We start from the raw sequence: 24066 nt of genomic DNA on the forward strand, positions 1-24066 counted from the left end.
CTAATGAATACCCTTCCGGCTAAGCAAGCTTATTCAGAAAAGCTCGCTTGTGATCCGCAGCGCTCGGTAGTTGTTTCTGCTTGTGCAGGAAGCGGTAAGACTTGGTTGTTGGTAGCGCGTATGGTTCGTCTCTTGTTAGATGATGTGAAGCCGCAAGAGATTCTCGCGCTAACATTTACGCGTAAGGCTGCGCAAGAAATGCGTGACCGCCTATATGGATTGCTGGAGCAATTTTCTAAAAGTGATGATGTCTCATTAATCAAAGAACTTACCGCTAGAGGTATGGAAAAGACGCAAGCTGAAAAATACCTTCCTAAAGCCAAAGCGCTTTATGAGCAGGTGCTAGCAAATCCACAGCCGATTGTGATCGATACCTTTCATGGCTGGTTTGGCAGGTTGCTGGGTGCAGCCCCGGTATCACTTGGCATTCAGCCGGGGTTCAAGTTGCGTGAGGATGCGAAGCGACTCCAAGATGAGTGTCTTGATGATTGGTGGGGCGATCTCACGCCAGAGCTCAAAGCGCATTACGACGTCTTACTCAAATATTTAGGCTCTCACGAGACACAAAAACTCTTAATGGGTAAAAGCAGTCTCTTTAAGCAAAGAGGTGCATGGACTTTCTTTGCGAAGCAATGTGATCGAACTGGCATCACGCCCATAGAGCGCCTAAAAGAGTCCCTGCATAAGTTGAATCTACCTAATCCATTGCTAGCTCAGTGGAATGCGCCTAATGCATTGGTTGATCTAGAGTTTTTAGAGTATTGCTTTAAAAATAGCAGCAGCAATGATCAGAAGCTTTTGCCAAATTTGTTACCAGCGTTAGTGTGTAAAAAGAATGGCGGCGATGTGATGAATATTGCTAAGAGTTTGCAAGATGTCTTTTTGACGAAAAGCCCTGTGAAGTACCGCAGCGGTAACGATACTGTTTTAGGTGCATTAGACACTTTCTTAAGGAGTGAAGGTAAGGCTGATCGCATCGGTGACTTCATCTCTATTAAGCAAAACTGGGGCCATACTTTTGATGAATACCTCCAATGGCAAGCCGAGCAGGATGCATTTGCTATCAATGAAGCTTGGTTTGCCCTGAATCAATCTATGATGGCGCACGCCAATGCTCAAAAAGAAAATATGCGTGTGCGTGATTTTGATGATTTGGAAGTTGGTGTTAGCTTGCTGATGGGGGAGTCTGAGCACGCAGCGTATCTTCAATCGCGCCTAGATGCAAAGTACAAGCAAATCTTGGTAGATGAGTTCCAAGATACCAATCCATTGCAATGGCAAATTCTGCGAGCCTGGTTAGCAGGCTATAGCGTAGGTGATGAGAAGCCAAAAGTATTTATTGTGGGCGATCCTAAGCAGTCGATTTATCGCTTTCGCCGTGCTGATCCTAGGTTGTTTGTAAGCGCAGCGCAGTTTTTACATCAACATCATGAAGCTGCTTATATTGAGCAGGATAAAACGCGTCGCAATGCTCATGAAATCAATAAGGTAGTGAATGCGATCTTTCGGGGTGAGCAAGTGCCACCCGATTACCCATATACGGAGCAGCATACTCTGTGGACCACTCCGAATGAGGATAGACCTACCGGTGCATATGCTGGGAAAGGCGAGATTTATTTATTGCCTTTGATTGCTTATTCAGAGCACACGCAGGAACCAAGAGAGGGTAGTGCTTTTGATGGTGCTATTGCCGATTCAAGCGAAACAGTTGGGGTGATTCAGCGTCAACATGAGGGTGAGTTGGTTGCGCGCCTCATTAAAGAAATTGTTGCTACGCGTAAGGTGGCAGATAAAGAAGGTGGCAAGGAAATATGGCGCGAGGCCAGAGCAAGTGATTTCCTGTTGCTGGTAAAACGTCGTAAATATTTGCCTCAATACGAAAGAGCGCTGCGTGATGTAAAGCTTGCCTATGAGAGTCCACGCTTAGGTGGATTGCTTAATACTCTAGAGATCGATGACCTCATTGCCTTGCTGACCGTTTTAGTAACGCCTCGTCATGACTTACCGCTGGCCCAAGTTCTTAGAAGTCCGATCTTTGGTTTTTCTGAAAAACAAATGCAGCAATTGGCGGTAGCGATGACATCTGGTCATTACCGCTCCTGGTGGGATGCCTTGCAAGACAGTAAAGATGCAAAGCTACAAGTTGCAGCGCGCTATCTTAAGCATTGGCATCTTTTGGGCGAGCGCTTGCCGGTTCATGACCTACTTGACCGTATTTATCAAGAGGGTGATGTACGCCTCAAATATGCTGCAGTCTGTCAGGATCTCGATCGACCACAGGTCTTGGCAAACTTGGACGCCTTCTTAGAGGTGGCGCTAAATCAAGATGGGGGTCAATACCCAAGCTTGAGTCGTTTTATTCAGGAGATGAATATCAAGCGCCGTGGCGATGATGATGAAACGCCTGATGAGGGGGATGTTGATGCGGCAAGTGATGGCAACCTAGCCGAAGTCGATGAAGAGAGTGAAATGTCAGAAGAAGATCGCCATAAGCGTGTGCGACTCATGACAATTCACGGTGCTAAAGGCTTGGAGTCACCTTTTGTCATCATCCTGGATGCCAACAATACCGCTACCAATGTCGACTACAGTGGCGTCTTAATTGATTGGGTGCCACAAGAAGAGAGCCCGTCCCATTTATCCCTGTTTACCTCTAAAACATTGACTAGCCCTCGCGCTGAGATCAATGAGGCTGAGAAGCTAATTGGTGAAAAAGAAAATTGGAATCTTTTGTACGTTGCCATGACTCGTGCACGCCAAGGCCTGTGGATTAGTGGAGATGCCCAAAAACCTACTACCAATAATCCCAGCGGCTTAGATAAGACTTCTTGGTATGGCAGGGCAAGCAAGGCTGAGTTGTCTGTGTATCAGGTAGGCGAGCAAGTAGTGGCTACGGAGGAGTTTGAGGCCATCAAACCTGCGCAAGAAAATGCGGTTGAGGATTTTGTCTTGGAATGGGGCTCTGCGCAAGAAAGTCATACGCAAATGCTGTCTGACATCGAGAGCGGTGTGACGGTTGAAGTTTTTGCGGGTGCAGATGAGCGGGCGGGCAATCCCGATCCAGAAATCCTGGAAGAGGGCACAAACTTCCATAAGTTGCTAGAGTTCATTACCCCAGACTCCGCCAATCAAAACAAGCCATCTATGCCGAGTGAGCAAGAGCTCATGAATTGGTTGGATGTAGATCAAGAGGGTGCAATCAAACTGATTGCGTACGTCCAAAAAGTGCTGACTACTCCAGAGCTCAAGCGCTATCTGACATCGGGCGAATGGGTTCAGGCTTGGAATGAATTAGACATCGCCAGTGAAGATGGCAAGAGCTATCGCATGGATCGCCTAGTGGAGCTCGATGATCACTTAGCCATCATCGACTACAAGCTCACCATTCCAGAGGTGGGTAGCGATCAGTATGAAAAGTACCGCAAGCAGTTACAGGGCTATCAGGCTGAGCTGACCCGAATTAGAAAAGACAAATCCAACAAGGCTTATTTAATTTCATCTAAAGGTGAGATTAAAGAGGTCCATTAAACTGAATCAATCGGTTAAGTAATTCCGCCCTTTCATTTCTTAGGAAAACCTTATGGCAATTTCAATGTATCAGGCATCTGTTCCGCAATTAAATAAGATGCTGACTAACCTCTCTAATATCCTCAAAAAAGGCGAAGAGTTTGCGGGCGCTAAAGGTCTTGATAGTGCAGTATTAGTAGAGGGGCGCCTTGCTCCGGATATGTTTCCGCTGTCCAAGCAAGTGCAAATAGCTTGCGATCAAGTGAAAAACGGCATGGCACGTATAGCTGGTGTTGAGCCTCCCAAATTTGAGGATAACGAAACTACTTTTGCCCAGTTGCAAGAGCGCATCGCCAAAACCATTGCTTTTGCTAATAGCCTCAAGCCAGCGCAAGTGGATGGCACGGAAGCAAAAGAAATTAAGTTCTCGATTAAAGAGTGGAGCTTTGAGTTTGTTGGTGAGCAATATCTGTTAACTTGGATCATCCCTAATTTTTACTTCCATGTAACTGCTGCTTATGCCATCCTGCGCCATAACGGGGTCGAGGTCGGGAAGATGGATTACCTGGGCGGTTAAGTAAGCCTTACAATGGAGGCATGGAATATTTTTCACAAATCATGAATGAGATAAATCCTTGGCTTTACCGCGCCAGCATTTATCTCTCCAATGCTTTTGTGGATGATCCGGCGATCCTAGCGTTTGCTTTTTGCTAAGAGCGGAGTAGCCCTGAAAAGCCACCTACGGGTGGTTTTTTGTTGCCTAAATTTTGAGCAAATAGCCCTAAAACAACAAAAATAAGCCCATTTTTGCGGTTTTTACATATACTGTATAAACATACAGTATATTAATGACTATGACGCAAGTAATGAACCCTGCAAAAGTAACCCTCAGTCAGGCACCGCAAGCCTTGGCGGGGCATTTTGCCGCCTATGAGCTCAAGCTCCTTAGCCATCGGATTTCAGCTGGATTCCCTAGCCCAGCGGCAGATTACGCCGAAGACGGTCTTGATCTGAATCATTACCTCGTCCAAAACAAACCAGCCACTTTCATGTTTACCGTGAAAGGGGATTCGATGCTGGGCGCGGGGATTTGTGATGGCGACAAGGTTGTTGTTGATAAGGCCCTAAAGCCAAAACATAAAGACATTGTGGTTGCTGTAGTCGACAGCGAGTACACCATCAAGCGACTCTACCAATTGCGTGGTCGCATCGAGTTGCAACCAGAAAACCCAAACTATCAACCTATTACCTTTAACGAAGGCAGTGAGCTGCAAATCTGGGGTGTAGTGGTTGGAGTAGTGCGTAAGTACAGCAATGCTAGTGGCAGAAATGGGAAGTGAGATGAACTCCAATTCACAAACTACATCCACTCCACTCTTTGCGCTTGTAGACGTAAACAATTTCTACGTTTCTTGTGAGCGCGTATTTCAGCCTAGGCTAGAAGAGGTACCGATGGTGGTGCTATCGAATAATGACGGCTGTGCCGTAGCGCGTAGTGCTGAAGTCAAAGCGCTTGGCGTAAAAATGGGTACGCCTTGGTTTCAGATGAAGGATCTTGCCAAAAAGCATGGTATTCAAGCTTATTCATCTAATTACACCTTGTATGGCGACATGAGCAGTCGTGTAGTTCAGGTGTTGAGAGCTTTCACTCCAAACCTGGAGGTTTACAGCATCGACGAGAGTTTTTTGCAGATCGAGACTGTACTTAAGCAATATCAAGACACAATTGAGTTGGGTCAGAAGATTAAGCAGCAAGTCAAAGATACCACCGGCTTGCCAGTCTGTGTAGGCATTGGTGCCAGCAAGACCTTGGCAAAGCTTGCTAACCACCTAGCTAAAAAGCACAAGCAGTTTGTTGGCATATGTGATGTCAATGCGATGGCAAATGAAGAGCTCTATCAGTGGATGAGTGAGACTGAAGTGGGTGAGGTCTGGGGTGTAGGCAAACAAATTGCCAAGAAACTCAAAGCCCAAAATATTCTGAGCGTGTTTGATCTCTTACAAGCTTCACCACAAGCGATGCGTCAACAGTTTGGCGTAGTTATGGAGCGTCTCTGCTACGAGCTGCGCGGGACATCTTGCTTGCAGTTGGAAGAAGTCGCGCCAGCCAAACAGCAAATCATTGCTTCACGCAGTTTTGGAAAGTTGGTGACGAGCCAGGTAGAGCTTGCAGAATCAGTTGCCACCCATGTGGCGCGTGCAGCTGAAAAACTCAGAGCACAAAACAGCACTACGGGTGCGCTCACGGTATTTATTCAGACTAATCCGTTTAAGCAAAACGAGCCACAGCATCATCAAAGCGTGACGATTCCCTTGGCAGACCCAACAGATAACACGCTGACACTAACCAATGCAGCGCTTGCAGGCCTCAAGCAAATCTATCAAGCAAGCTTTCGTTACAAAAAAGCGGGCGTCATTTTGAACTTAATTAGTGACAAGCCAACAGCCCAGCAATCCTTATTTGACGATATCGAAACCAAAGGCAAATCTGCGCACCTCATGAAGGCGGTAGATGAAATTAATACGCGTTTTGGCAATGCAGTCATTAGGTCCGCAGCCGCAGGCACTAATGGCGCTAAGCAAGAGTGGCGGATGAGATCAAACAATAGGTCGCCGAATTACACCACACGCTGGGATGAGCTGCCGATAGCTAGATAAAGAATTTAGTAATAAATCAATTAATCAGTCAATAACAAGCAACAACGCATAAAGGAGAAGTAAATGAACACAATCAGCAACTTAATGAATAACTTTAACGGCATCTCATTGGCAGTGATCATGATCCTGTCTTACTGTGCAGTATTGAAAAACACTAAGCGCAGCGAATCTTCTAACAAGCAAGTATTTGCTCGTAAGTATCAGTAAAAGCAGTAGGCAGAGGGGGAATAAGGAAATCACGGATTCCTTATTCCCTACTACGGCCATCTGCTATTGCATTTACTTCTATATTGAGGCGAACTGACCGCCAAGAAGTTCAGTCAACTTCTTGGCGCTAGCCTTAACAGCTGTTAATTTACTAGGATCAAAGCGATAGGTTGGCATGGTCAGCGTGATTACGCCAATCAGCCCATCAGCAGTAAAGACCGGAGCAGAGATTCCTGAGATCTCTTTGGTTCTATCGCCAGAGATGGCAAGCACCATATCAGATCTAATTTGGTTAAACACTTTTCCGGAAGCGCCCTCAAAAGCTTGCAATACTTTGCCGCCAGCGCCTTTATCAATAGGTAATAAATCTCCAACCTTGATATGGTCTCTTAACGCTTGTTGCGAATCTACGCGGAATAGACAGAGTCGCTTATTTCCCTCGCGCACATGAAAAGCCGCGCTTTCCTGAGTAGATTTAACAAGGTTTTCCAGAGCGGGAATAATCACCATGCTGAGAGATTCTTGCTCTTGGTAGGCGGTGTTCAGTGTGGCAATCGCTGGTCCAAGTACATATATTCCGTCTGCACGTTTCATGACTAATAGGGCATTGCTAAGAGAGGCCAGCATTCGCAATACGGTGCTTTTATAAAGACCAGTGCTTGTAGAAATTTGATGCAGAGACAGTTCGCGCTGCTCAGAGGAAAACAACCGCAAAATTGCTAAAGCCTTATCAACGGATGCAACGCCAGATGTGGTGAGAGCGATGCTCTCTGCTGCAGGCTTGGTAGATTTTTTTGGCATCGACAGGGTTGGGTAATTATGTTTTAATAATAGAACTATATTCCATAGGATAGAACTTAATGAACTCCGCGTCAACCGATGTATTAATCAGCGAAGTGGGTCCAAGAGATGGGCTTCAATCAATTAAGTCCATCATGCCAACCGCAGCAAAGCATGCTTGGATTCACGCGCTTTATCAGGCTGGCGTAAAAGAAATAGAAGTAGCCTCATTTGTTCCAGCTAAATTGTTGCCGCAAATGGCTGATGCGGCAGAGGTAGTGCGCTATGCAAAAACATTGCCCGGTTTAACAGTAATGGCATTAGTACCAAACTTACGGGGCGCACAAGCCGCTATTGAAGCTGGGGTAGATAAGATCACTATTCCGGTATCGGCAAGTGCCGCACATTCCTTGGCAAACGTACGCAAGACGCGCGAAGAGATGATTGAGGAGGTAAAGAAAATATCTGCTTATCGAAAAGAAGTTGCACCACAAGTGAAGGTGGAGGCTGGTATAGCAACCGCATTTGGATGCACCTTGCAAGGATTGGTATCTGAGGATGATGTGATACGGATGGCAGAGCAGGTTATTGAGGCTGGCGCAGACGAATCTGGTTTGTCGGACACAACAGGTTATGCAAACCCTGCGCAAATCCAAAGGCTATTTAAACGCTTAAAGGCGGCGATCGGTCAGCATGCGGGTGCAGCCCATCTGCACAACACGCGTGGACTAGGCTTGGCAAATTGCCTGGCAGCATATGAGGTTGGCGTGACTTCGTTTGATTCGTCTATGGGCGGCATTGGCGGGTGTCCTTACGCCCCCGGGGCTTCTGGAAACGTAGTCACTGAGGATTTGGTGTTTATGTTTGAAGCGATGGGTATTAAAACGGGTATCAATTTGGATTTGCTACTGGAGGCGCGCAAGCCACTTCAGGCCGGCGTTCCTAATGAGCAAATCTATGGAATGATTTCTGAGGCTGGTTTACCTAAGGGTTTTGCAGCAGCAACCCAGTGGAGTACACAATGAGTCAACAGAAAACGCTGCCATACGCGGGTATTCGGATTGTTGAATTTACTCACATGGTGATGGGTCCAACTTGCGGCATGGTGTTGGGTGACCTCGGTGCAGAAGTCATTAAGGTTGAACCAATTGAGGGGGATAAAACGCGAGAACTAGTGGGCTCGGGCGCAGGATTTTTTCCTATGTTCAATCGCAATAAGAAAAGTATTGCCGTAGATATGAAGTCTGCAGCAGGTATCGAGTTGGTAAAAAAGTTAGTTGCCACAGCTGATGTTGTGAGTGAAAACTTTAAGCCGCAGACCATGGCAAAGCTCGGCTTAGATTATGAAACTCTAAAAAAGACAAACCCCAAGCTCATTTATGTATCTCATAAAGGCTTTTTGCCTGGACCTTACGATCATCGCACTGCTTTAGATGAGGTGGTTCAAATGATGGGTGGACTAGCTTATATGACTGGACCAGAGGATAGGCCTCTGCGCGCCGGATCATCTGTGAATGACATTATGGGTGGTGTATTTGGGGCCATAGGCGTTATGGCGGCATTAAGACAAAGAGAGATCACGGGTGAGGGGCAAGAAATTCAAAGCTCTTTATTTGAGAACAATGTATTTTTAGTTGGTCAGCACATGATGCAGTATGCGATGACTGGCAAACCAGCAAAGCCGATGCCAAGTCGCATCTCTGCATGGGCAATTTACGATGTATTCGAACTGGGGAATGGCGAAAAAGTATTTTTGGCTGTTGTTACCGATACGCAATGGAAAATATTTTGTGATGTTTTCGGTTTTTCAGATCTGTTCGATGATCCAAGTCTTCAGTTGAATAATCAGAGAGTAGTAGCAAGACCCACTCTGATTCCAGAAATCAAAAAAAGAATTTCTGGGTATACCGCTGCGCAGATATCTGCAATTTTTGAAGAGCATGGCCTACCTTTTGCTCCCATCACCAAGCCAGAAGAATTATTTAACGATCCACATTTGATCGCTACAGGTGGCCTAGCACCCATTACCCTCACGGATGGTCCTAGAGCTGGCGATCAAACCACCACCCCTCTATTGCCCATTATGATGGACGGGCAGCGATTGGGTGTGCGCTTAAATCCGCCTAAGTCAGGTGAGCAGACAAAGGAAATCTTGACGCAACTGGGGTATTCCGAATCTGAGATTGACGGGCTAGTGTCCAATGGTTCAGTGAATTGTTGAAATACAGGGTGTATCTATGCGTAATGAAGGTGAAAAGATGAAAAAATTGCTCATCGGAATTGCATCCATATGCCTTCTCACTGCATCCCCTTGTTTTTCTCAAAACTATCCCGATAGATCCATTAAGTTAATTGTTCCATACACACCTGGCGGTGGTACCGATACGGTTGCGCGCATGATGGCGGAAAGAATAAGTTCAGAACTGAAATGGACTATCTTGGTTGATAACAAACCAGGCGGTGGTGGCAACATCGGCATGGAGGTAGTAGCTAAATCAAAGCCTGATGGATATACGATGGGCATGGGGCAAACTGCCAATTTAGCGATCAATCCAGCGTTAATTAGCAAGATGCCATTTGATGCGGTAAATGATTTGGTGCCAGTTGCTTTGGTTGCTGAAGTACCCATGGTTTTGGTAGTTCCATCAACATCACCCTGGAAATCTTTGGGCGATCTTGTGAAGGCTGCAAAAGCAAAACCAGACTTTTATAAGCAGGCGACCGCTGGTGCCGGCACGGTCGGTCATATTGGTGGTGAGATGTTAGCTAGCAAAGCCGGTTACGTTATTTCATTCATTCCATATAAAGGCGCCTCCCCGGCCATTACGGATTTAATTGGGGGTCAAACTGATTTCATGTTCGCTACTCCACAATCGGTGTTGGGCATGATTGCTGGGGGCAAGTTGCGCGCCTTAGCGGTGACGTCAGCTAACCGCGTTGCGATGCTTCCACAAGTCCCCACCGTTAGCGAAGAAGGCTACAAAGGTTTTGAGGCGATCGATTGGAAGGTCTTAGTTGCGCCTTCTGGAACGCCACCAGGAATCATCAAGAAAATAAATGAAGCTGCACAATCAGCCCTGAAAAATCCAGCGCTGATTGCCAAGTTACGTGAAGAGGCCAGTTCTCCAATGTACGGAGACCCTGCTGCCGTGATGAAATACATCCGGACCGAACAGCGCGAATGGAGCGCCGCCGTTAAAGCTTCAGGAATTAAGCTAGATTAATCTTTGATAGCTGAGGAAACCCGCCTAGTAATTTTAGGTGGGTGCTCATCGATGTGATAGCGATGACGTTCTTCTTGCATTTTAAGATCCTCAGCTGTGAAGCGATCAAATCTTCTGAGGTAATCTGCCCAAGTATTAAATACAAAGTACTCAACAAATTTTCCAGGGTGCTCAGCATCATTGAACAAGCTCCAGGAAAGAGCGCCTTGTCTGAGGCGTGACTTTCTGGATTTAGTCATGAGTTTTTTAAATTCCTCAGATTTTTCTGGATGAATTTGATACTCAATCGAAATCATGACAGGACCAGCATCCATATCAATATCGGCGCTAGGATGAGGGCGCTCTAATGGGCAGACTGGAGTGAAGTCTTCTAATGGATGGTTATCGATCCGATGCTTACGAATGAAAAAAAGCACCATGAATCCAAATACAGAGCTCATCAAAATACTATTGACTACCCCAAATTCATCGGCTAATTTCCCCCAAGCAGCAGCTCCTGCAGCGCTTCCTCCCATCAAGCCCATTTGGTAGATGGACATACCCCGAGCGCGAACCCAGCCAGGCAGGGTCATCTGCGCTGAAGTGGTTAATGAATTCGCCACAGAAATCCAGGCTGCTCCGCAAGCCATCATTAATAAAGATGCAAGCCAAAGATCCGGAACCAAAACAACACCACTTGAGGCAATTGTTAACAAGATCAGGCCGTAGGTAATGAGGTTGCTGGTTTTGATCCGCTTTCTGAGGCGTGGCAATTGTGAGCCTGCAAGAATGGCTCCCAGCCCTAATGAAGATAGCAATAAGGTAAATGTGTGAGCATCGCCCTGAAAGTGATCCTTGGCAATCACAGGCAATAGGGCAATCAGACCAGTTGATTGGAAGAAGAATAAGAACCCTCTTCCAACAATGGTGCGCATCCGGTTGGATTGCCAGGCATGCTGCATGCCGACTCTCATGGCGCCGACGAAGCGCTCACCCGGTAGTGCAGAAACATAATTTTGATATTTCCAACGCATCACAACAATCACAGTGATGAGTGACAAGATCATATTTAACGCAAAAACATATTTACTGCCAGCGGCTGCAATAATTACTCCAGCTGTTAGAGGGCCAACAATTCTGGAGGTATTCATGGCGATCGCGTTGAGAGCGAGCGCTGAGGGTAGGGCATCGCGAGGCACAAGATCGGGAACAATAGCCGCAAAGATAGGCCAGCGCATAGCAAGGCCAATGCCGTTAGTGAATGTCAGGAAAAGCAGTAAGTAAGGGTTGAGTGCATCAAAAGCCAGAAACAGCATTAATGCAGTGGCATTCGTTGCAAGCCAGATCTGCGCAAATAGAAAATAGTGTTTGCGATTGATGATATCGGCGAGTGCGCCGCTCGGAATGCCTAAAAGTAAAACCGGCAAGCTTGAAGCAGTTTGCACCAATGCAATCAATGTTGCAGAAGTGGTCAATGATGTCATAGTCCATGCTGCAGCAACATCATTCATCCACATGCAGATATTGGCTACTAGCCATACTGACCATAGCGCTCTAAACACGCTATATTTCAAGGGCGATAGCCAGCCCTCAGTACGTGGTGTTTGGGTCGGAGTTTGATTCACAAGATCTAAGTATTAGATTCGCTCAATCACCATGGCGATGCCTTGACCAACCCCAATACACATAGTGCACAGCGCATAACGCTTTTGCTTTTCTTCTAATTCAACTAGTGCAGTAGTGACCAGACGTGCACCACTCATGCCGAGTGGATGGCCTAAGGCGATGGCACCACCATTAGGATTGACTCGCGCATCATCATCAGCAACCCCTAGATCGCGGAGCGTAGCAAGTCCCTGAGAAGCAAATGCTTCATTCAGTTCAATGACATCCATTTGATCGACTGTCATACCAAGACGTTTCAAAATCTTTTTAGATGCAGGAGCGGGACCAATGCCCATAATTCTGGGGGGAACACCAGCTGTTGCCATACCCAAAATCTTAGCCCTTGGTTTGAGCTGATATTTTTTAACAGCTTCTTCGCTAGCAAGCAGTAGTGCGCACGCGCCATCATTCACCCCGGAGGCGTTTCCTGCAGTCACGGTGCCGTCTGGGCGAACGATGGGCTTTAACTTTGTAAGCGCCTCGATAGTGGTAGCGCGAGGATGTTCATCTTGATCAACGACGATCGGATCCCCCTTTTTCTGTGGAATAGTGACAGGAGTGATTTCTTTGGCAAAGCGACCACTTGCTTGAGAGGCAGCAGCTTTCGTTTGGCTGCGCAGCGCCATTTGGTCCTGATCTGCACGATTGATCTTGAAGTCATCGGCAACATTTTCTGCGGTCTCAGGCATCGAATCTACGCCATATGCTTTTTTCATCAAGGGATTAATGAAGCGCCAACCAATCGTAGTGTCTTGCAGAGAATGTCCACGTGAAAATGCAGAGTCAGCTTTCGGCATGACATAAGGTGCGCGACTCATACTTTCTGCACCACCAGCAATAGCCAGATGAATTTCTCCTGAAGCAATAGCACGTGCAGCAGTTCCAATAGCATCCATGCCAGAACCACATAGACGATTAATTGTGGAGCCTGGAACATCGGGCGATAGCCCTGCCAATAAGGAGCTCATGCGAGCAAGATTACGATTATCTTCGCCTGCTTGATTTGCGCAACCATAGATGACTTCATCTACTTCATCCCATTTCACATGCGGATTACGTTCCATTAATGCCTTAATCGGTACAGCACCCAGATCATCGGCTCGTACCCCTGACAAAGCCCCACCATATCGGCCTATAGGGGTTCTGATGGCATCGCAAATATAGACAGGTTTCATTTTTAATCTTTAATTAAGTGTGTTTAATTTTGTACAGTTCCGCATCAATCTTATCTTTTAATTCCAATAGTGCTGGTACATAGTTTTCAAGAAGACCATTCAGCTGGCTTTCAGCTGGGGTGCTTAAATTGAGTGAGGCGTGTTTTCCATTTAAAAGTTGTATTGAAGTAGAGATCGCGGAAATTTCAGGTAACCAAGTAGCAAGACAATAACCTTTGTTTTGCATAGATTCAATCGCTGCTCGTATTTCCTGCTCTATTTGCCCCCAATTTTTTATCTCACTATTTTTTAATTCTAAAAGCAGGGAAGCTCGGCTGGAAGGGTCTAGGCTGGCAATCCAAGCTCTGCCAAGTGAGGTTCTCTCGATTGGCACTCTTTGACCAGCTGCAACTGTTCTAAGCGCAATATTTTTTGTATATCGAATGGATTCTAGGTAAACCATCTCATGACGATCGGCAACAGCAAGGCCAACATTAAGCTTCATTTTTTCAGAAGCTTTGCGCATCAGAGGTTCAATCAATCTGAGCTCAACCGAGCTGGTTTTATAAGCGTGTCCCAGACTTAGTACCGTGGGAGCCAGGCGGTAGGCGGACTTCTGTTTGTCATGCTCCAAAAAGCCTGATAGGACCAGGGTTTGCGTTAGGCGGCTAACGGTAGATGGGGGTAGTCCAGTGCGCTCTGCAATCTCGCTATTTCCCAGCAAGTTCATGCCAGGCTTGAAGCAGCGCAGGATCTCAATTCCGCGTTCTAAGGACCGGTTGAGCTTGGAGGAGGGCTTTCTTAATTCCATCTAGTGGAATTAAACCATAAATTTCTGGGTTGGATGGGGGGATACTGCTGCATCAATAACCTAATAAGCAAAAAGCGGAGACTAGTGTGAGTAATTGCCCGAAAAGAGGGGAGCGCCTGACTTTTGTAATTCGTCTGTTAACTGGATTAACGGCTTGTTTAGTGAGTGCTTCAATTCTTGCAGCCTATCCCGATAAACCCATCAAGGTCATTGTTCCATTTGCGCCGGGTGGTGGTACTGATCTCGTAGCAAGAACGCTGGCTGTGCCAATGTCTGATTCTTTGCGTCAGCCTATCGTGATTGATAACAAGCCGGGTGGCAGCACTATCATCGGAACAGATGCTTTGGCAAAAAGTGCGCCAGATGGCTACACATTGGTGGTGGCGACATTAGCGCATGCAGTTAACCCTAGCCTTAAGACCAAGTTGCCTTACTCACAAGATAAAGATTTCGCTCCAGTGATATTGGTTGGCGTATCTCCGAATATTGTGGTGGTCTCGGCAGATAGTCCCTATAAAACGTTTATAGAATTTCTGGCGGCGGCAAAAGCAAATCCAGGAAAACTCTCTTATGCATCGCAGGGTGGCGGAACGTCAGCGCATCTGGCGGGCGAACTGTTTAACTCTATGGCCGGGACAAAATTAACTCACGTGCCATACAAGGGCGCTGGCCCAGCGTTGACTGATGTAATTGGCGGACAGGTAGACGTGATGTTTGCGACTGCCTCAGCTGTTGGAAGCCTAGTAGATGCCGGTAAGCTGCGAGCCCTTGCTGTTACTACGCCAACGCGCTCTACAACACCAGCTTTAGCTAAGCTTCCTACGGTTGCAGAGAGTGGCGTGCCTGGTTATAACGCGGGTAGTTGGTATGGTTACTACGCGCCAGCGGGCACTCCACCAGATGTGATTAATAAATTAAATGCAGCAATCAAAAAAGCAGCGCAAACATCTACCTTCAAAAGCAGAGTGGAGAGCGAGGGCCTGATGATTAAAACAGGCACCCCAGAAGATTTTGCTAACTTTGAAAAAGCTGAAGAAATTCGTTGGCGCAAGGTTATTAAAGATGCCAACATTAGTCCAGATTAAATATTCATAGCGAGGAAGTGTGATGACTTTTCAATTAATTGAGTTGACCGTTGATGACGGTATAGCTACCTTACGATTAAATCGTCCAGAGAAGCGTAATGCTATGAACGACGATATGCGCTCAGAATTTATCGAGGCCCTGGAGATGATTACGGCTGATAAATCTATTCGTGCCTTGGTCTTGACTGGCAACGGTAAAGGATTTTGTGCAGGTGGCGATATTTCCGGCATGGAAAAACGGATGAAAGCGCCGGCAGGAGAGGTGGCCTTTAACGGCTGGCATCGTCAGCAGCGTGTTCATCATGCAGTTTCGCTTTTGCATACCATGCCCAAGCCAGTGATTGCTGCTGTAAATGGCCCCGCATCCGGTTTAGGGGCTGATACTGCCTTGGCATGTGATTTCATTATTGCCTCTGATGCTGCGAATTTCACTTGGTCCTATATCAATCGTGGAATTATTCCTGATGGCGGCGGTATGTACTTTTTGCCAAGACGCGTGGGTTTGGTAAAAGCAAAAGAATTGATCTTTTCAGGTAGAAAAGTGGATATCGATGAAGCTGTGCGCATTGGCATTGTGGATAAAGTGACGAATTCAGAATCACTAGTGCAAGATGCACAAGCTTGGGCTAAAGAAATGAGTCATGGTTCTGCTACTGCACTTGCATTGGGCAAGACTATCTTGAATCAAACTTTTGAAACGACTGCTGCGCAAGTGTTCGCTCAAGGAAGTCAAGCTCAGGGCATTTGTTACACCAGCACTGAGCATCGTGAATCTGTATTGGCTTTTTTAGAAAAAGCTGCAGCTGCAAAAAATAAATAAGGTAAAGATATGAGTAGTGCAATTCAGAAGCTAATGGAGCCCCGCAGCATTGCGGTCATTGGAGCGTCAACTGATCCAAAGAAAACTGCTGGCAGACCTATTGCCTATTTACAAAAACACCATTTCAGAGGAAAGATCTATCCCATTAATCCGCGCGTTGAAGAAATCGCGGGATTGAAGTGTTACCCAGACATCGCAAGCCTTCCAGAAACGCCGGATGTTGCTATTGTCATGGTGGGAACGGATAAAGCGCTCACTGCAGTTAAAGAGCTGGCTGCACTGGGGACGCCTGCTGCCATTGTATTAACCAGTGGATTTGCAGAACATGGTCCTGAGGGCTTAAAAAAACAAGAAGAGCTAATTAAGGCTGCTGGCAGTATGCGTATCCTGGGTCCAAACACCATTGGCATGGTGAACATTACGGATGACATTCCGTTATCACCAAGTAGTGCATTAGAGATGGATGAGTTTCCTAAGGGCTCAGTGAGCGTGATTTCTCAAAGCGGCGGTATTTTGGGTTCCCTCTTATCTCGCGCTACTGCTTGTGGTCTTGGTTTATCAAAACTAGTCTCCACAAGTAACGAAGCAGATCTTGGTTTGGCTGACTTTGTAGATTATCTAGTTGATGACCCAAGCACCAAGGTGATTGTTCTCTATATAGAGAGTATTCGTCATCCTGATCGGTTTCGTGCTTCAGCGCTGAGAGCTAAAAAAGCAGGCAAGCCTATCGTTGTTTATAAAGTAGGTAAATCTGAAGCCGGTATTCAGGCGGCTGTCTCGCACACAGGTGCTTTGGCTGGCACCGACAAAATGTATGACGCCTTATTTAAGCAAACAGGCATTATTCGTGCCAATAAATTTTCAGATTTCTTAGATATTCCTGCTGCACTCTCATCCGGACGCGTCCTAAAAGGTAAGCGTGTTGCTGTTTTGACTTCTACTGGTGGTGCTGGAACCTTGGTCGCTGATAGTTTAGGCGAGTGGGGCTTTGAAACCCCAGCCCCTGATGAGAAAACTGCCGAGCGTTTGCGAGCTCTTCAGCCTGGCGATCAGGCGGTGCTCGATCGCAATCCAATTGATGTGACCTTAGCGGGCCTGCAACCTGATTTATTGCGTGGTGCAATCAGTGCGCTATTGGATAGCCCTACATATGATGCGTTGATTTTGATTTTGGGCTCATCGAGTTTATCTATGCCAGATCTCATGGCTGGTGCGGTTCGTGATTGTATGCAAACCAGCGATAAGCCAGTGCTTGCCTATGTGAGTCCTCATGCACCCATCGCAGGTGCGCTGATGACGAAGCTTGGGGTGCCAGCATTTTCACAGCCAGAAAGTTGTAGCGTCGCACTAGGCAGCATGTTGCATGCCAGCCAACTAAAGGAATCCAAAGTAGATCAGGGTGCAAGCGTCAGCATTCCTGCTGGGCTTGATATCGCCACAATGCATGGCTCTCTCAATGAGAGCGAAGCAAAAAACCTCTTTTCAGCTTTTGGAATTCCCGGTGTTCGTGAGGTGATTATTGATGCTGCCAGCACCAATTTTGACGCCGCTAAAGCATTGGGTGAAAAGTTAGTTGTAAAAATATTATCCAGTGAGATTCTTCATAAAACCGAGGTTGGCGGAGTTGCACTAAATGTCCCATCCTCTGAACTTGCAGCCAAAATCAATTCGATGTCTGCAGACGTTCAATCAAAAGCGGGCGTGACAATTTCACAGTTTTTGGTTCAAGAAATGGCACAAGGTGGACTTGAGTTTATGGTGGGTATGCATCGCGATCCATTAGGGACTGCTATTTTGGTGGGTATGGGTGGTGTTACAGCGGAGTTATTTAAAGACACTCATATGCGACTCATTCATCCCGGAAGATCATTCTCAGAGCAAGAGGCACTAGAAATGCTGAAAGAATTAAAAACCTGGCCATTGCTTGTCGGTTATAGGGGTAGAGCAAAGTGTGATGTTGCTAGCTTAGTCAAGGCGATTGTTCAGTTTTCAGGAATGGTAGCCGCTTTAGAAGATCGTTTGCTAGAGTGTGAAATCAACCCCATCTTTGTTTTTGGCGAAGGCCGTGGAGTCAAGGCTGCCGATGGTATTGCAGTATTGAACTAAATAGAATGCAACTCGAGCAAATCAAGACCGTTCATCAAGTCCCTTATAGGGATGGACATGTTTCGTGGCACGAGTTTCGTTCTGCCAGTAATGGCAACGCTCCTTTAATCTTGTTGCATGGTGGTCACGGCAGTTGGGAGCATTGGCGCAAAAATATCGAGGTACTCGCTGAGCACTTCCATTTATATGTGCCAGATATGCCTGGCTTTGGAGATTCCTCATTCTTTGACAGTCAATTTCAGGTGGGAATGCTTGAGCCCATGATTGCTACGATCAATACCTTGATCGGTACTGATGTGCAAATTGAGATTGCTGGATTCTCTTTTGGCGGTTTTGTTGCTGCCCATATTGCAAACCAAAGAGCAGGCGTTCAAAAGCTGGCGCTATTAGGGAGTGCAGGTCATGGCGGCCCACGCCGTCCTAAGGGTGATTTGCTAGCTTGGAAAGAGGCTCACGAAAGCGGCAATACAGAAGAGCTTCATCGTGTGATGCGCGAAAACTTATTTCAGCAAATGTTAAGTTCCTACGACAGAGTCGATCCGCTAGCTGTACGCATTCATCTCGACGCTTGTGTAGCTACACGTTTTAGAAGCAAGCCTATTGCAAGGCCTGGTGGATTAGCAGAGCAGCTCGAGATGTATCTTGGCCCAACCCTATTCATTTGGGGTGAACATGACAAGACTTGCACCCCAGAGTATTTGCTTGAAAAATTGGTGAATAGCAAGCCGAATAGATCTGCGGAAATTGTTCTTGATGCAGGTCATTGGGTGCAGTATGAAAAACCTGATCAAATCAATCAATCCCTAATTGCGTGGTTCAAATAAGCCGGCACATGAATACTAAAGTTACTTCTCACCTAGAGTCAGGCGTCATGGTTATTACCGTGAACAATCCGCCAATCAATGCGGGCTCTATAGAAGTACGCCAGGGTTTATTGGATGCAATCACTGCCCTTGAGGCAAATTCTGCAGCTCAGGCTGGGGTCATCATTGGTGCAGGCACTACATTTATTGCGGGTTCTGATATTAAAGAATTTTCATTGCCGCTTGCAGAGCCACATTTGCCGCAGGTGATTGCTGCTATTGAGAATTGCTCTAAGCCTGTAGTTTGCGCGATTCATGGCGCTGCATTAGGCGGAGGCTTTGAGCTTGCTTTAGGTTGTGACGCGCGTATCGCCCAAGAAGGCGCGGTAGTCGGTTTGCCAGAGGTCAGCTTAGGGATTATTCCTGGCGCAGGCGGCACGCAACGTTTACCCAGAATTATTGGCATTGAGAAATCTATAGAGCTGATCTGTGGGGCTACTCGCATTAAGGCTGATGAAGCATTAAAACTGGGTATTGTTATCAAAGTCGTGCGTGAGGACTTATTAGCTCACGCCATCAGCTTGGCGTTAGCGTTGGGCGGTAAAAAATCACGCGTTCGTGATCTAGCGACACCGAGAGCTGAGACGGTAAATATTGAGACGGCCACTCAAAAGGCTTTAAGGGCTGGCAAAAGTCGCCCACAAATCAAAATGGCAATTGAGATGATCCTCAATGCAATGACACTCCCAATTGATCAGGGCCTAGCAAAAGAGCGCGAGGTCTTTCAAGCGCTGCGCATCTCGACTGAAGCAAAAGCGTTGCGTCATCAGTTTTTTGCCGAACGTAAGCTATTTAAAGCTTTGAGCTCAAACGGGACACAAGCAAAAACAGTTGACGGTATAGCAGTCATTGGCGCTGGCACAATGGGGTCTGGCATAGCGATCGCCTGTTTGTCTGCTGGCTACTCAGTGCATCTATTAGATCAAAGTGCTACTTCATTGGTAAATGGTGTGAAAAAGGTTGAGGACTTTTATGGCGCTCGCTTAATGAATGGCAAGATGAGTGCCGAAAAGGTTGCTGCAGCCTTGGGACGCTTTACACATTCTTCGCAATGGGCTGATATTGCCTCTGCCGACCTCATTATTGAAGCAGTCTTTGAGGATATGGAAGTAAAGCATGCTGTATTCAAGCAAATCGATGAGCATGCTAAAGCGGACGCATTGCTGGCAACCAACACCTCCTATTTAGATATTGAGGTAATTGCAGCAAAAACCCGCAATCCTGCGCGGGTGTTTGGACTGCATTTCTTTAGCCCGGCCAATATCATGAAGTTGATGGAAATCATTCGACTTAAAGAAACTGCAGATGCCGTTATCGCAACAGGCTTATTGTTTGCAAAGCGATTGGGTAAGACCCCGGTCATCAGCGCTAATGCATTTGGTTTTATTGGCAATCGTATTTATGCAGCCTACCGTCGGCAATGTGAGTTCATGCTGGAAGAGGGTGCGTATCCAGAGCAGATTGATAAAGCGCTCGAAGAATTTGGTTTTGCCATGGGCCCTTTTGCTGTTGCGGATATGTCTGGCTTGGATATTGCTTGGGCAATGCGTAAGAGCCAAGCAGCTTCACGAGATCCGGGGCATCGGTATGTAAATATTCCGGATGTCTTATGTATAGAGGGTCGCTTTGGCCGTAAGACGGGGTCTGGATACTATGCTTATGACAGCGCCGGAAAGAGGACGGTAGATCCTTGGGTTCATCAAGTGATTGATAAAGCAAGTGCAGCCAAGAATATGGTGAGAAGACCATTTTCTTCTCAAGAAATTGTTGATCGCGTCTTGCTTGTTATGATCAATGAAGTTGCACACTTAGTATCTGAGGCGGTAGTAAGTGATGCCACTGATTGTGATATTGCTTTAGTCAATGGATACGGGTTCCCGCGTTGGCAAGGTGGCCCTGTATTTATCGCTCATGAGATGGGTTTAGAAAAGTTAACTACTGCAATGGGTGTTCTTGAGAAGCAAAGTGGCCCTGGATTTAAGCGTGCCAATCTGAATGTCTTATTTAAATAGAAAATAGATCGGGAAATTAAATGCACATTGTTATTTCCGACGACTACCAGGATGGCATTCGCCAACTCAGCTGTTTTGAGAGGCTTAAAAACCATACTGTAGAAATACACAACGATACGGTAACTGGTGTAGAGGCACTCGCAGATCGTTTTAAGAATGCTGAAGCCATTGTGCTTATCCGCGAAAGAACCGTGATTGACAAAGCATTATTAGATCGCCTGCCAAAACTCAAGCTTATCTCTCAAACCGGAAAAATGGCGTCGCATGTTGATCTGGATGCCTGCAAAGCAAAAGGCATTGTGGTGATGGATGGTCGCGGTTCTGGCGCCGCTACCGCTGAACTGAATATGCTCTTAATTTTGGCTGCTTTACGCAAATTCGTTGATGAGGTCAACCGACTCAAAGGCGGTCAGTGGCAAGGTTTTGTGGGAAGCCAACTATCAGGCAAGATCTTGGGTGTCTATGGATTTGGCCGAATTGGTAAGCAGGTCTGCGATCTAGGTAAGGCTTTTGGGGCAAAGCCTTTGGTGTGGGGTCGAGATTCGAGCTTAGAAAAAGCCAAGCAGGCTGGTTATGACGTTGCATCAAGTAAAGAAGCATTTTTCCGCAATAGCGACATAGTCTGTCTTCAGCTGAGGTTAAATGATGAGACGCGCGGCGTTATTCGGGCATCAGATTTGGCAATGATGAAACCAACATCCTTATTGGTAAACGCCAGTCGAGCTGAATTGATTGAAGCAGGTGCTTTAGAGGCTGCGCTGAAACTAGGCAAACCTGGATATGCCGCAGTAGACACCTATGAGTCTGAACCAGTCTTGGGTGCGGATCATCCGCTATTACATCTATCAAACTGCTTATGTACGCCTCACATTGGGTTTGTAGAGAAAGACAACTACGAAGCATATTTTGGTATCGCCTTTGACAACATTAATGCTTATGTAGATGGTTCACCACAGAATGTAGTGATCTAAATCAGCAAATAAAAATAGATAAATATAAATAGGAAAGATAAATGGACTTTCATTTAAACAGCGAGCAAAAAGCCTTTGCGGATGCGGTAGGTAAGTTTGCTGAAAAAGAATTGGCTCCTGGCGCATTAGAGCGAGCACACAGTCCAGAATATCCTTGGGCGATTGCGCAAAAGATTAGTGCGCAAGGCTTGCTAGGCATTGCTTTTCCTGAAAAGGATGGCGGGATGGGGGGCACCCTCATGGACGCCGTCATTGCTATTCAGGAAGTAGCGTTACATTGTCCTAAATCAGCAGACGTCGTGCAGGCCGGCAATTTTGGCGCGATTAGAACTTTTGTTGAATACGCCAGTGAAGAGCAGAAAGAAAAATATTTACCTGACTTACTTGCTGGTAAAAAAATCCTAGGCTTGGGAATGAGCGAACCTGGCGCAGGTTCTGCTGTCACCGAGTTAGCTACTTCTGCAAAGAAGGTGGATGGTGGATATCTTATTAATGGTTCTAAAGTGTTCTCGACGCACAGTCCAGAAGCAGGTCTATTTTTAGTTTATGTTCGATTTGGTCCCGGATTAGATGGCATTGGCTCAGTCCTGGTAGAGCGAGATGCACCAGGCTTGACTGTTGGTCAACCTAATAGCTTTATGAGTGGGGAAGAGTGGTCGCAACTGTATTTCGAGGATTGTTTTGTTTCGGATGCTGGATTGCTCTTAGGCCCTGGTGGATTTAAAAAGCAAATTAGTGGATTTAACGTCGAGCGCATTGGCAATTCTTCACGTGCACTTGCCTTGGGGCGCTATGCGTTTAATAAGGCCAAAGAGTATGCCTCTGTACGTGAACAATTTGGTAAGCAGATTTGTGAATTTCAGGGCATCCAATGGAAGTTTGCAGAAATGGCAGTCAAACTCGACGCAGCCCAGTTAATGCTCTACAGGGCGGCTGTAAACGCGGAAGGTGGCTTGCCTTCGGCATATGAAACGACCGCCGCTAAGTTAATTTGTAACAACACCGGTTTTGAAGTTGCTAACGAAGCCTTGCAAATTATGGGCGCTACCGGTTATAGCCAAGAAACCTTGGTGGAGTATTGCGTTAGGCGAACCCGCGGCTGGATGATTGCTGGCGGGTCTATCGAGATTCTAAAAAATAGAATTGCTGAAGAGGTATTTGACAGGCGCTTTAATCAACGGGCATAGTAGGGCAAAATAATTAGTATTAAGCTAAGCAAAACTAAAAATAAACAAAGAGACAATCAACATGAAAATGATTCAATCGCTAGCAGTATCTATGGGTTGTGTATTGACATTGGGTTCTAGCGCATTTGCGCAATCAACGGCAAGCTATCCGGATAAGCCCATCAAAATTATTGTGTCATTCACTGCAGGTGGCACTACCGATATCTTGGCGCGTGAAGTGGGTAATCAGATGAGTATTCGCTGGAAGGTGCCAGTCATTATTGAGAATAAGCCTGGCGCTGCCGGTAACTTGGGTACTGAGATTGTGGGTCGTGCGGCCCCCGATGGATATACCTTATTAGCCAGCTCAATCGGTCCGATTTCAATTAACCCAACCTTGTTCGGTAATTTGCCGGTCAATCCTCAAAAAGCATTGCAGCCTGTTGCACTACTAGGTGATGTGCCAAACATCTTGGCTGTGCCTTCAAGTAGCGGCATCAAAAACTGGAGAGAATTTACTGCATATTTAAAAGCCAATCCTGGCGCTATTAACTATGGCTCTACCGGGATTGGAACTACCGCGCATTTGATTAGCTTTCTGTTTGCACAAAAGATGAATATGGATGCCACTCATATTCCTTATAAAGGGGCAGAGGCTACTCGTGATTTGGTAGCGGGCCGTTTGCAATTTATGTTTGCAACAGCGCCATCGGTTGTGCCATTAATTAAGGCAGGGCAGTTAAATGCGATTGCCGTTTCATCTAAAAAGAGAATCAGTGCAATGCCTGATTTACCAACATTAAATGAATTGGGTGTCGACATTGCGACTGGCGCTTGGTTTGGATTTTTTGCGCCAGCAGGCACAAATCCAGCAATCGTGAAGAAGTTAAATGAAACAACCCTCAGCATCCTAGAGGAGCCCAATATTAAACAGAAGCTCCTAGGCTTGGGGGCGGACCCCGTGCCAATGAATGTTCAGGAATTTACTAAATTTGTGCGCAATGATTACGCGCTCTGGGCGCCTATTGTGAAAGCGTCTGGCGCAAAGCCCGAGTAAT

At 46.4% G+C, this 24066-nt stretch carries 20 protein-coding genes and 1 pseudogene; 16 read left to right on the plus strand and 5 right to left on the minus strand.

The annotated features are described in order from the left end of the window. Positions 1-3 precede the first annotated feature (3 nt). The 5 genes from AOC21_RS03385 to AOC21_RS03405 all read left to right on the plus strand — a co-directional run bounded on the left by AOC21_RS03385 (position 4) and on the right by AOC21_RS03405 (position 6372). Positions 4-3528, plus strand: a complete 3525-nt coding sequence (locus tag AOC21_RS03385; RefSeq protein WP_215392381.1) for an exodeoxyribonuclease V subunit beta — start codon at positions 4-6, stop codon at positions 3526-3528. Positions 3529-3580: 52 nt separating this feature from the next. Further along, on the plus strand, positions 3581-4084 hold the full coding sequence (locus AOC21_RS03390; protein WP_215392382.1) for a DUF1993 family protein: 504 nt from the start codon (positions 3581-3583) through the stop codon (positions 4082-4084). 271 nt (positions 4085-4355) lie between these two features. Next, positions 4356-4847: a LexA family transcriptional regulator gene (locus tag AOC21_RS03395; protein WP_215392383.1), complete on the plus strand. Its 492-nt coding sequence runs from the start codon at positions 4356-4358 to the stop codon at positions 4845-4847. A 1-nt stretch (position 4848) separates the two neighbouring features. Beyond that, positions 4849-6165 carry a Y-family DNA polymerase gene (locus AOC21_RS03400; protein ID WP_215392384.1) on the plus strand — a complete coding sequence of 439 codons (1317 nt, stop codon included), beginning with the start codon at positions 4849-4851 and terminating at the stop codon, positions 6163-6165. 63 nt (positions 6166-6228) lie between these two features. Next, positions 6229-6372, plus strand: coding sequence for a hypothetical protein (locus AOC21_RS03405; protein ID WP_215392385.1), 144 nt, complete (start codon positions 6229-6231; stop codon positions 6370-6372). Between the two features lie 78 nt (positions 6373-6450). On the opposite strand, the gene AOC21_RS03410 is transcribed toward AOC21_RS03405, so the two are convergent. Next, positions 6451-7173: an IclR family transcriptional regulator gene (locus AOC21_RS03410; RefSeq protein WP_215392386.1), complete on the minus strand. Its 723-nt coding sequence runs from the start codon at positions 7171-7173 to the stop codon at positions 6451-6453. Between the two features lie 59 nt (positions 7174-7232). Here AOC21_RS03410 and AOC21_RS03415 point away from each other — a divergent pair, with 59 nt between their 5' ends. The 3 genes from AOC21_RS03415 to AOC21_RS03425 are packed head-to-tail and all read left to right on the plus strand — an operon-like array spanning position 7233 to position 10376. Then, positions 7233-8177, plus strand: coding sequence for a hydroxymethylglutaryl-CoA lyase (locus tag AOC21_RS03415; protein ID WP_215392387.1), 945 nt, complete (start codon positions 7233-7235; stop codon positions 8175-8177). Further along, positions 8174-9373 (plus strand): CaiB/BaiF CoA-transferase family protein, encoded by a 1200-nt coding sequence (locus AOC21_RS03420; protein ID WP_215392388.1) that lies wholly within the window; start codon positions 8174-8176, stop codon positions 9371-9373. Before AOC21_RS03415 ends, AOC21_RS03420 begins: the two co-directional genes overlap by 4 nt. 37 nt (positions 9374-9410) lie before the next feature. Further along, complete coding sequence (locus AOC21_RS03425; protein WP_251371566.1) at positions 9411-10376, plus strand: tripartite tricarboxylate transporter substrate binding protein; 966 nt, start codon at positions 9411-9413, stop codon at positions 10374-10376. On the opposite strand, the gene AOC21_RS03430 is transcribed toward AOC21_RS03425, so the two are convergent. The 4 genes and pseudogenes from AOC21_RS03430 to AOC21_RS10170 all read right to left on the minus strand — a co-directional run. Beyond that, the gene (locus tag AOC21_RS03430; RefSeq protein WP_215392390.1) at positions 10373-11980 is read right to left on the minus strand and encodes an MFS transporter; all 1608 of its coding nucleotides are present in this window, start codon (positions 11978-11980) and stop codon (positions 10373-10375) included. The two genes, AOC21_RS03425 and AOC21_RS03430, sit on opposite strands and share 4 nt — an antisense overlap. 12 nt (positions 11981-11992) lie before the next feature. Continuing rightward, positions 11993-13195: a 3-oxoadipyl-CoA thiolase gene (pcaF, locus tag AOC21_RS03435; RefSeq protein ID WP_215392391.1), complete on the minus strand. Its 1203-nt coding sequence runs from the start codon at positions 13193-13195 to the stop codon at positions 11993-11995. 13 nt (positions 13196-13208) lie between these two features. Further along, on the minus strand, positions 13209-13700 hold the full coding sequence (locus tag AOC21_RS10115; protein ID WP_251371623.1) for a hypothetical protein: 492 nt from the start codon (positions 13698-13700) through the stop codon (positions 13209-13211). Between the two features lie 108 nt (positions 13701-13808). After that, positions 13809-13985: pseudogene (locus tag AOC21_RS10170) on the minus strand (helix-turn-helix domain-containing protein); the annotation flags it as partial. A gap of 86 nt (positions 13986-14071) precedes the next feature. Between AOC21_RS10170 and AOC21_RS03445 the strand changes: the two are divergent. The 8 genes from AOC21_RS03445 (at position 14072) to AOC21_RS03480 (ending at position 24065) form a co-directional block, all read left to right on the plus strand. After that, on the plus strand, positions 14072-15070 hold the full coding sequence (locus AOC21_RS03445; protein ID WP_371817800.1) for a tripartite tricarboxylate transporter substrate binding protein: 999 nt from the start codon (positions 14072-14074) through the stop codon (positions 15068-15070). 22 nt (positions 15071-15092) lie between these two features. Continuing rightward, positions 15093-15890: an enoyl-CoA hydratase/isomerase family protein gene (locus AOC21_RS03450; RefSeq protein ID WP_215392393.1), complete on the plus strand. Its 798-nt coding sequence runs from the start codon at positions 15093-15095 to the stop codon at positions 15888-15890. Positions 15891-15899: 9 nt separating this feature from the next. Continuing rightward, the gene (locus tag AOC21_RS03455) at positions 15900-17996 is read left to right on the plus strand and encodes an acetate--CoA ligase family protein (protein WP_215392394.1); all 2097 of its coding nucleotides are present in this window, start codon (positions 15900-15902) and stop codon (positions 17994-17996) included. A 5-nt stretch (positions 17997-18001) separates the two neighbouring features. Then, positions 18002-18820 carry an alpha/beta fold hydrolase gene (locus tag AOC21_RS03460; RefSeq protein ID WP_215392395.1) on the plus strand — a complete coding sequence of 273 codons (819 nt, stop codon included), beginning with the start codon at positions 18002-18004 and terminating at the stop codon, positions 18818-18820. 8 nt (positions 18821-18828) lie between these two features. Continuing rightward, positions 18829-20871 (plus strand): 3-hydroxyacyl-CoA dehydrogenase NAD-binding domain-containing protein, encoded by a 2043-nt coding sequence (locus AOC21_RS03465; RefSeq protein WP_215392396.1) that lies wholly within the window; start codon positions 18829-18831, stop codon positions 20869-20871. 20 nt (positions 20872-20891) lie between these two features. Next, positions 20892-21842 carry a D-2-hydroxyacid dehydrogenase family protein gene (locus AOC21_RS03470; protein WP_215392397.1) on the plus strand — a complete coding sequence of 317 codons (951 nt, stop codon included), beginning with the start codon at positions 20892-20894 and terminating at the stop codon, positions 21840-21842. A 41-nt stretch (positions 21843-21883) separates the two neighbouring features. Next, a complete protein-coding gene (locus tag AOC21_RS03475; protein WP_215392398.1) occupies positions 21884-23029 on the plus strand; it encodes an acyl-CoA dehydrogenase family protein in 1146 nt (381 codons plus the stop codon). Between the two features lie 61 nt (positions 23030-23090). After that, a complete protein-coding gene (locus AOC21_RS03480; RefSeq protein WP_251371567.1) occupies positions 23091-24065 on the plus strand; it encodes a tripartite tricarboxylate transporter substrate binding protein in 975 nt (324 codons plus the stop codon). Position 24066: the final 1 nt, after the last annotated feature.

It is taken from the genome of Polynucleobacter sp. VK25 (genome assembly GCF_018687355.1).
GTDB lineage: Bacteria > Pseudomonadota > Gammaproteobacteria > Burkholderiales > Burkholderiaceae > Polynucleobacter.

Coding starts and splice junctions, on each gene's coding strand:
- AOC21_RS03385 (WP_215392381.1), top strand. CDS start 4: ATGAATACCCTTCCGGCTAAGCAAGCTTATTCAGAAAAGCTCGCTTGT.
- AOC21_RS03390 (WP_215392382.1), top strand. CDS start 3,581: ATGGCAATTTCAATGTATCAGGCATCTGTTCCGCAATTAAATAAGATG.
- AOC21_RS03395 (WP_215392383.1), top strand. CDS start 4,356: ATGACTATGACGCAAGTAATGAACCCTGCAAAAGTAACCCTCAGTCAG.
- AOC21_RS03400 (WP_215392384.1), top strand. CDS start 4,849: ATGAACTCCAATTCACAAACTACATCCACTCCACTCTTTGCGCTTGTA.
- AOC21_RS03405 (WP_215392385.1), top strand. CDS start 6,229: ATGAACACAATCAGCAACTTAATGAATAACTTTAACGGCATCTCATTG.
- AOC21_RS03410 (WP_215392386.1), bottom strand. CDS start 7,173: ATGCCAAAAAAATCTACCAAGCCTGCAGCAGAGAGCATCGCTCTCACC.
- AOC21_RS03415 (WP_215392387.1), top strand. CDS start 7,233: ATGAACTCCGCGTCAACCGATGTATTAATCAGCGAAGTGGGTCCAAGA.
- AOC21_RS03420 (WP_215392388.1), top strand. CDS start 8,174: ATGAGTCAACAGAAAACGCTGCCATACGCGGGTATTCGGATTGTTGAA.
- AOC21_RS03425 (WP_251371566.1), top strand. CDS start 9,411: ATGAAAAAATTGCTCATCGGAATTGCATCCATATGCCTTCTCACTGCA.
- pcaF (WP_215392391.1), bottom strand. CDS start 13,195: ATGAAACCTGTCTATATTTGCGATGCCATCAGAACCCCTATAGGCCGA.
- AOC21_RS10115 (WP_251371623.1), bottom strand. CDS start 13,700: ATGCGCAAAGCTTCTGAAAAAATGAAGCTTAATGTTGGCCTTGCTGTT.
- AOC21_RS03450 (WP_215392393.1), top strand. CDS start 15,093: ATGACTTTTCAATTAATTGAGTTGACCGTTGATGACGGTATAGCTACC.
- AOC21_RS03455 (WP_215392394.1), top strand. CDS start 15,900: ATGAGTAGTGCAATTCAGAAGCTAATGGAGCCCCGCAGCATTGCGGTC.
- AOC21_RS03460 (WP_215392395.1), top strand. CDS start 18,002: ATGCAACTCGAGCAAATCAAGACCGTTCATCAAGTCCCTTATAGGGAT.
- AOC21_RS03465 (WP_215392396.1), top strand. CDS start 18,829: ATGAATACTAAAGTTACTTCTCACCTAGAGTCAGGCGTCATGGTTATT.
- AOC21_RS03470 (WP_215392397.1), top strand. CDS start 20,892: ATGCACATTGTTATTTCCGACGACTACCAGGATGGCATTCGCCAACTC.
- AOC21_RS03475 (WP_215392398.1), top strand. CDS start 21,884: ATGGACTTTCATTTAAACAGCGAGCAAAAAGCCTTTGCGGATGCGGTA.
- AOC21_RS03480 (WP_251371567.1), top strand. CDS start 23,091: ATGAAAATGATTCAATCGCTAGCAGTATCTATGGGTTGTGTATTGACA.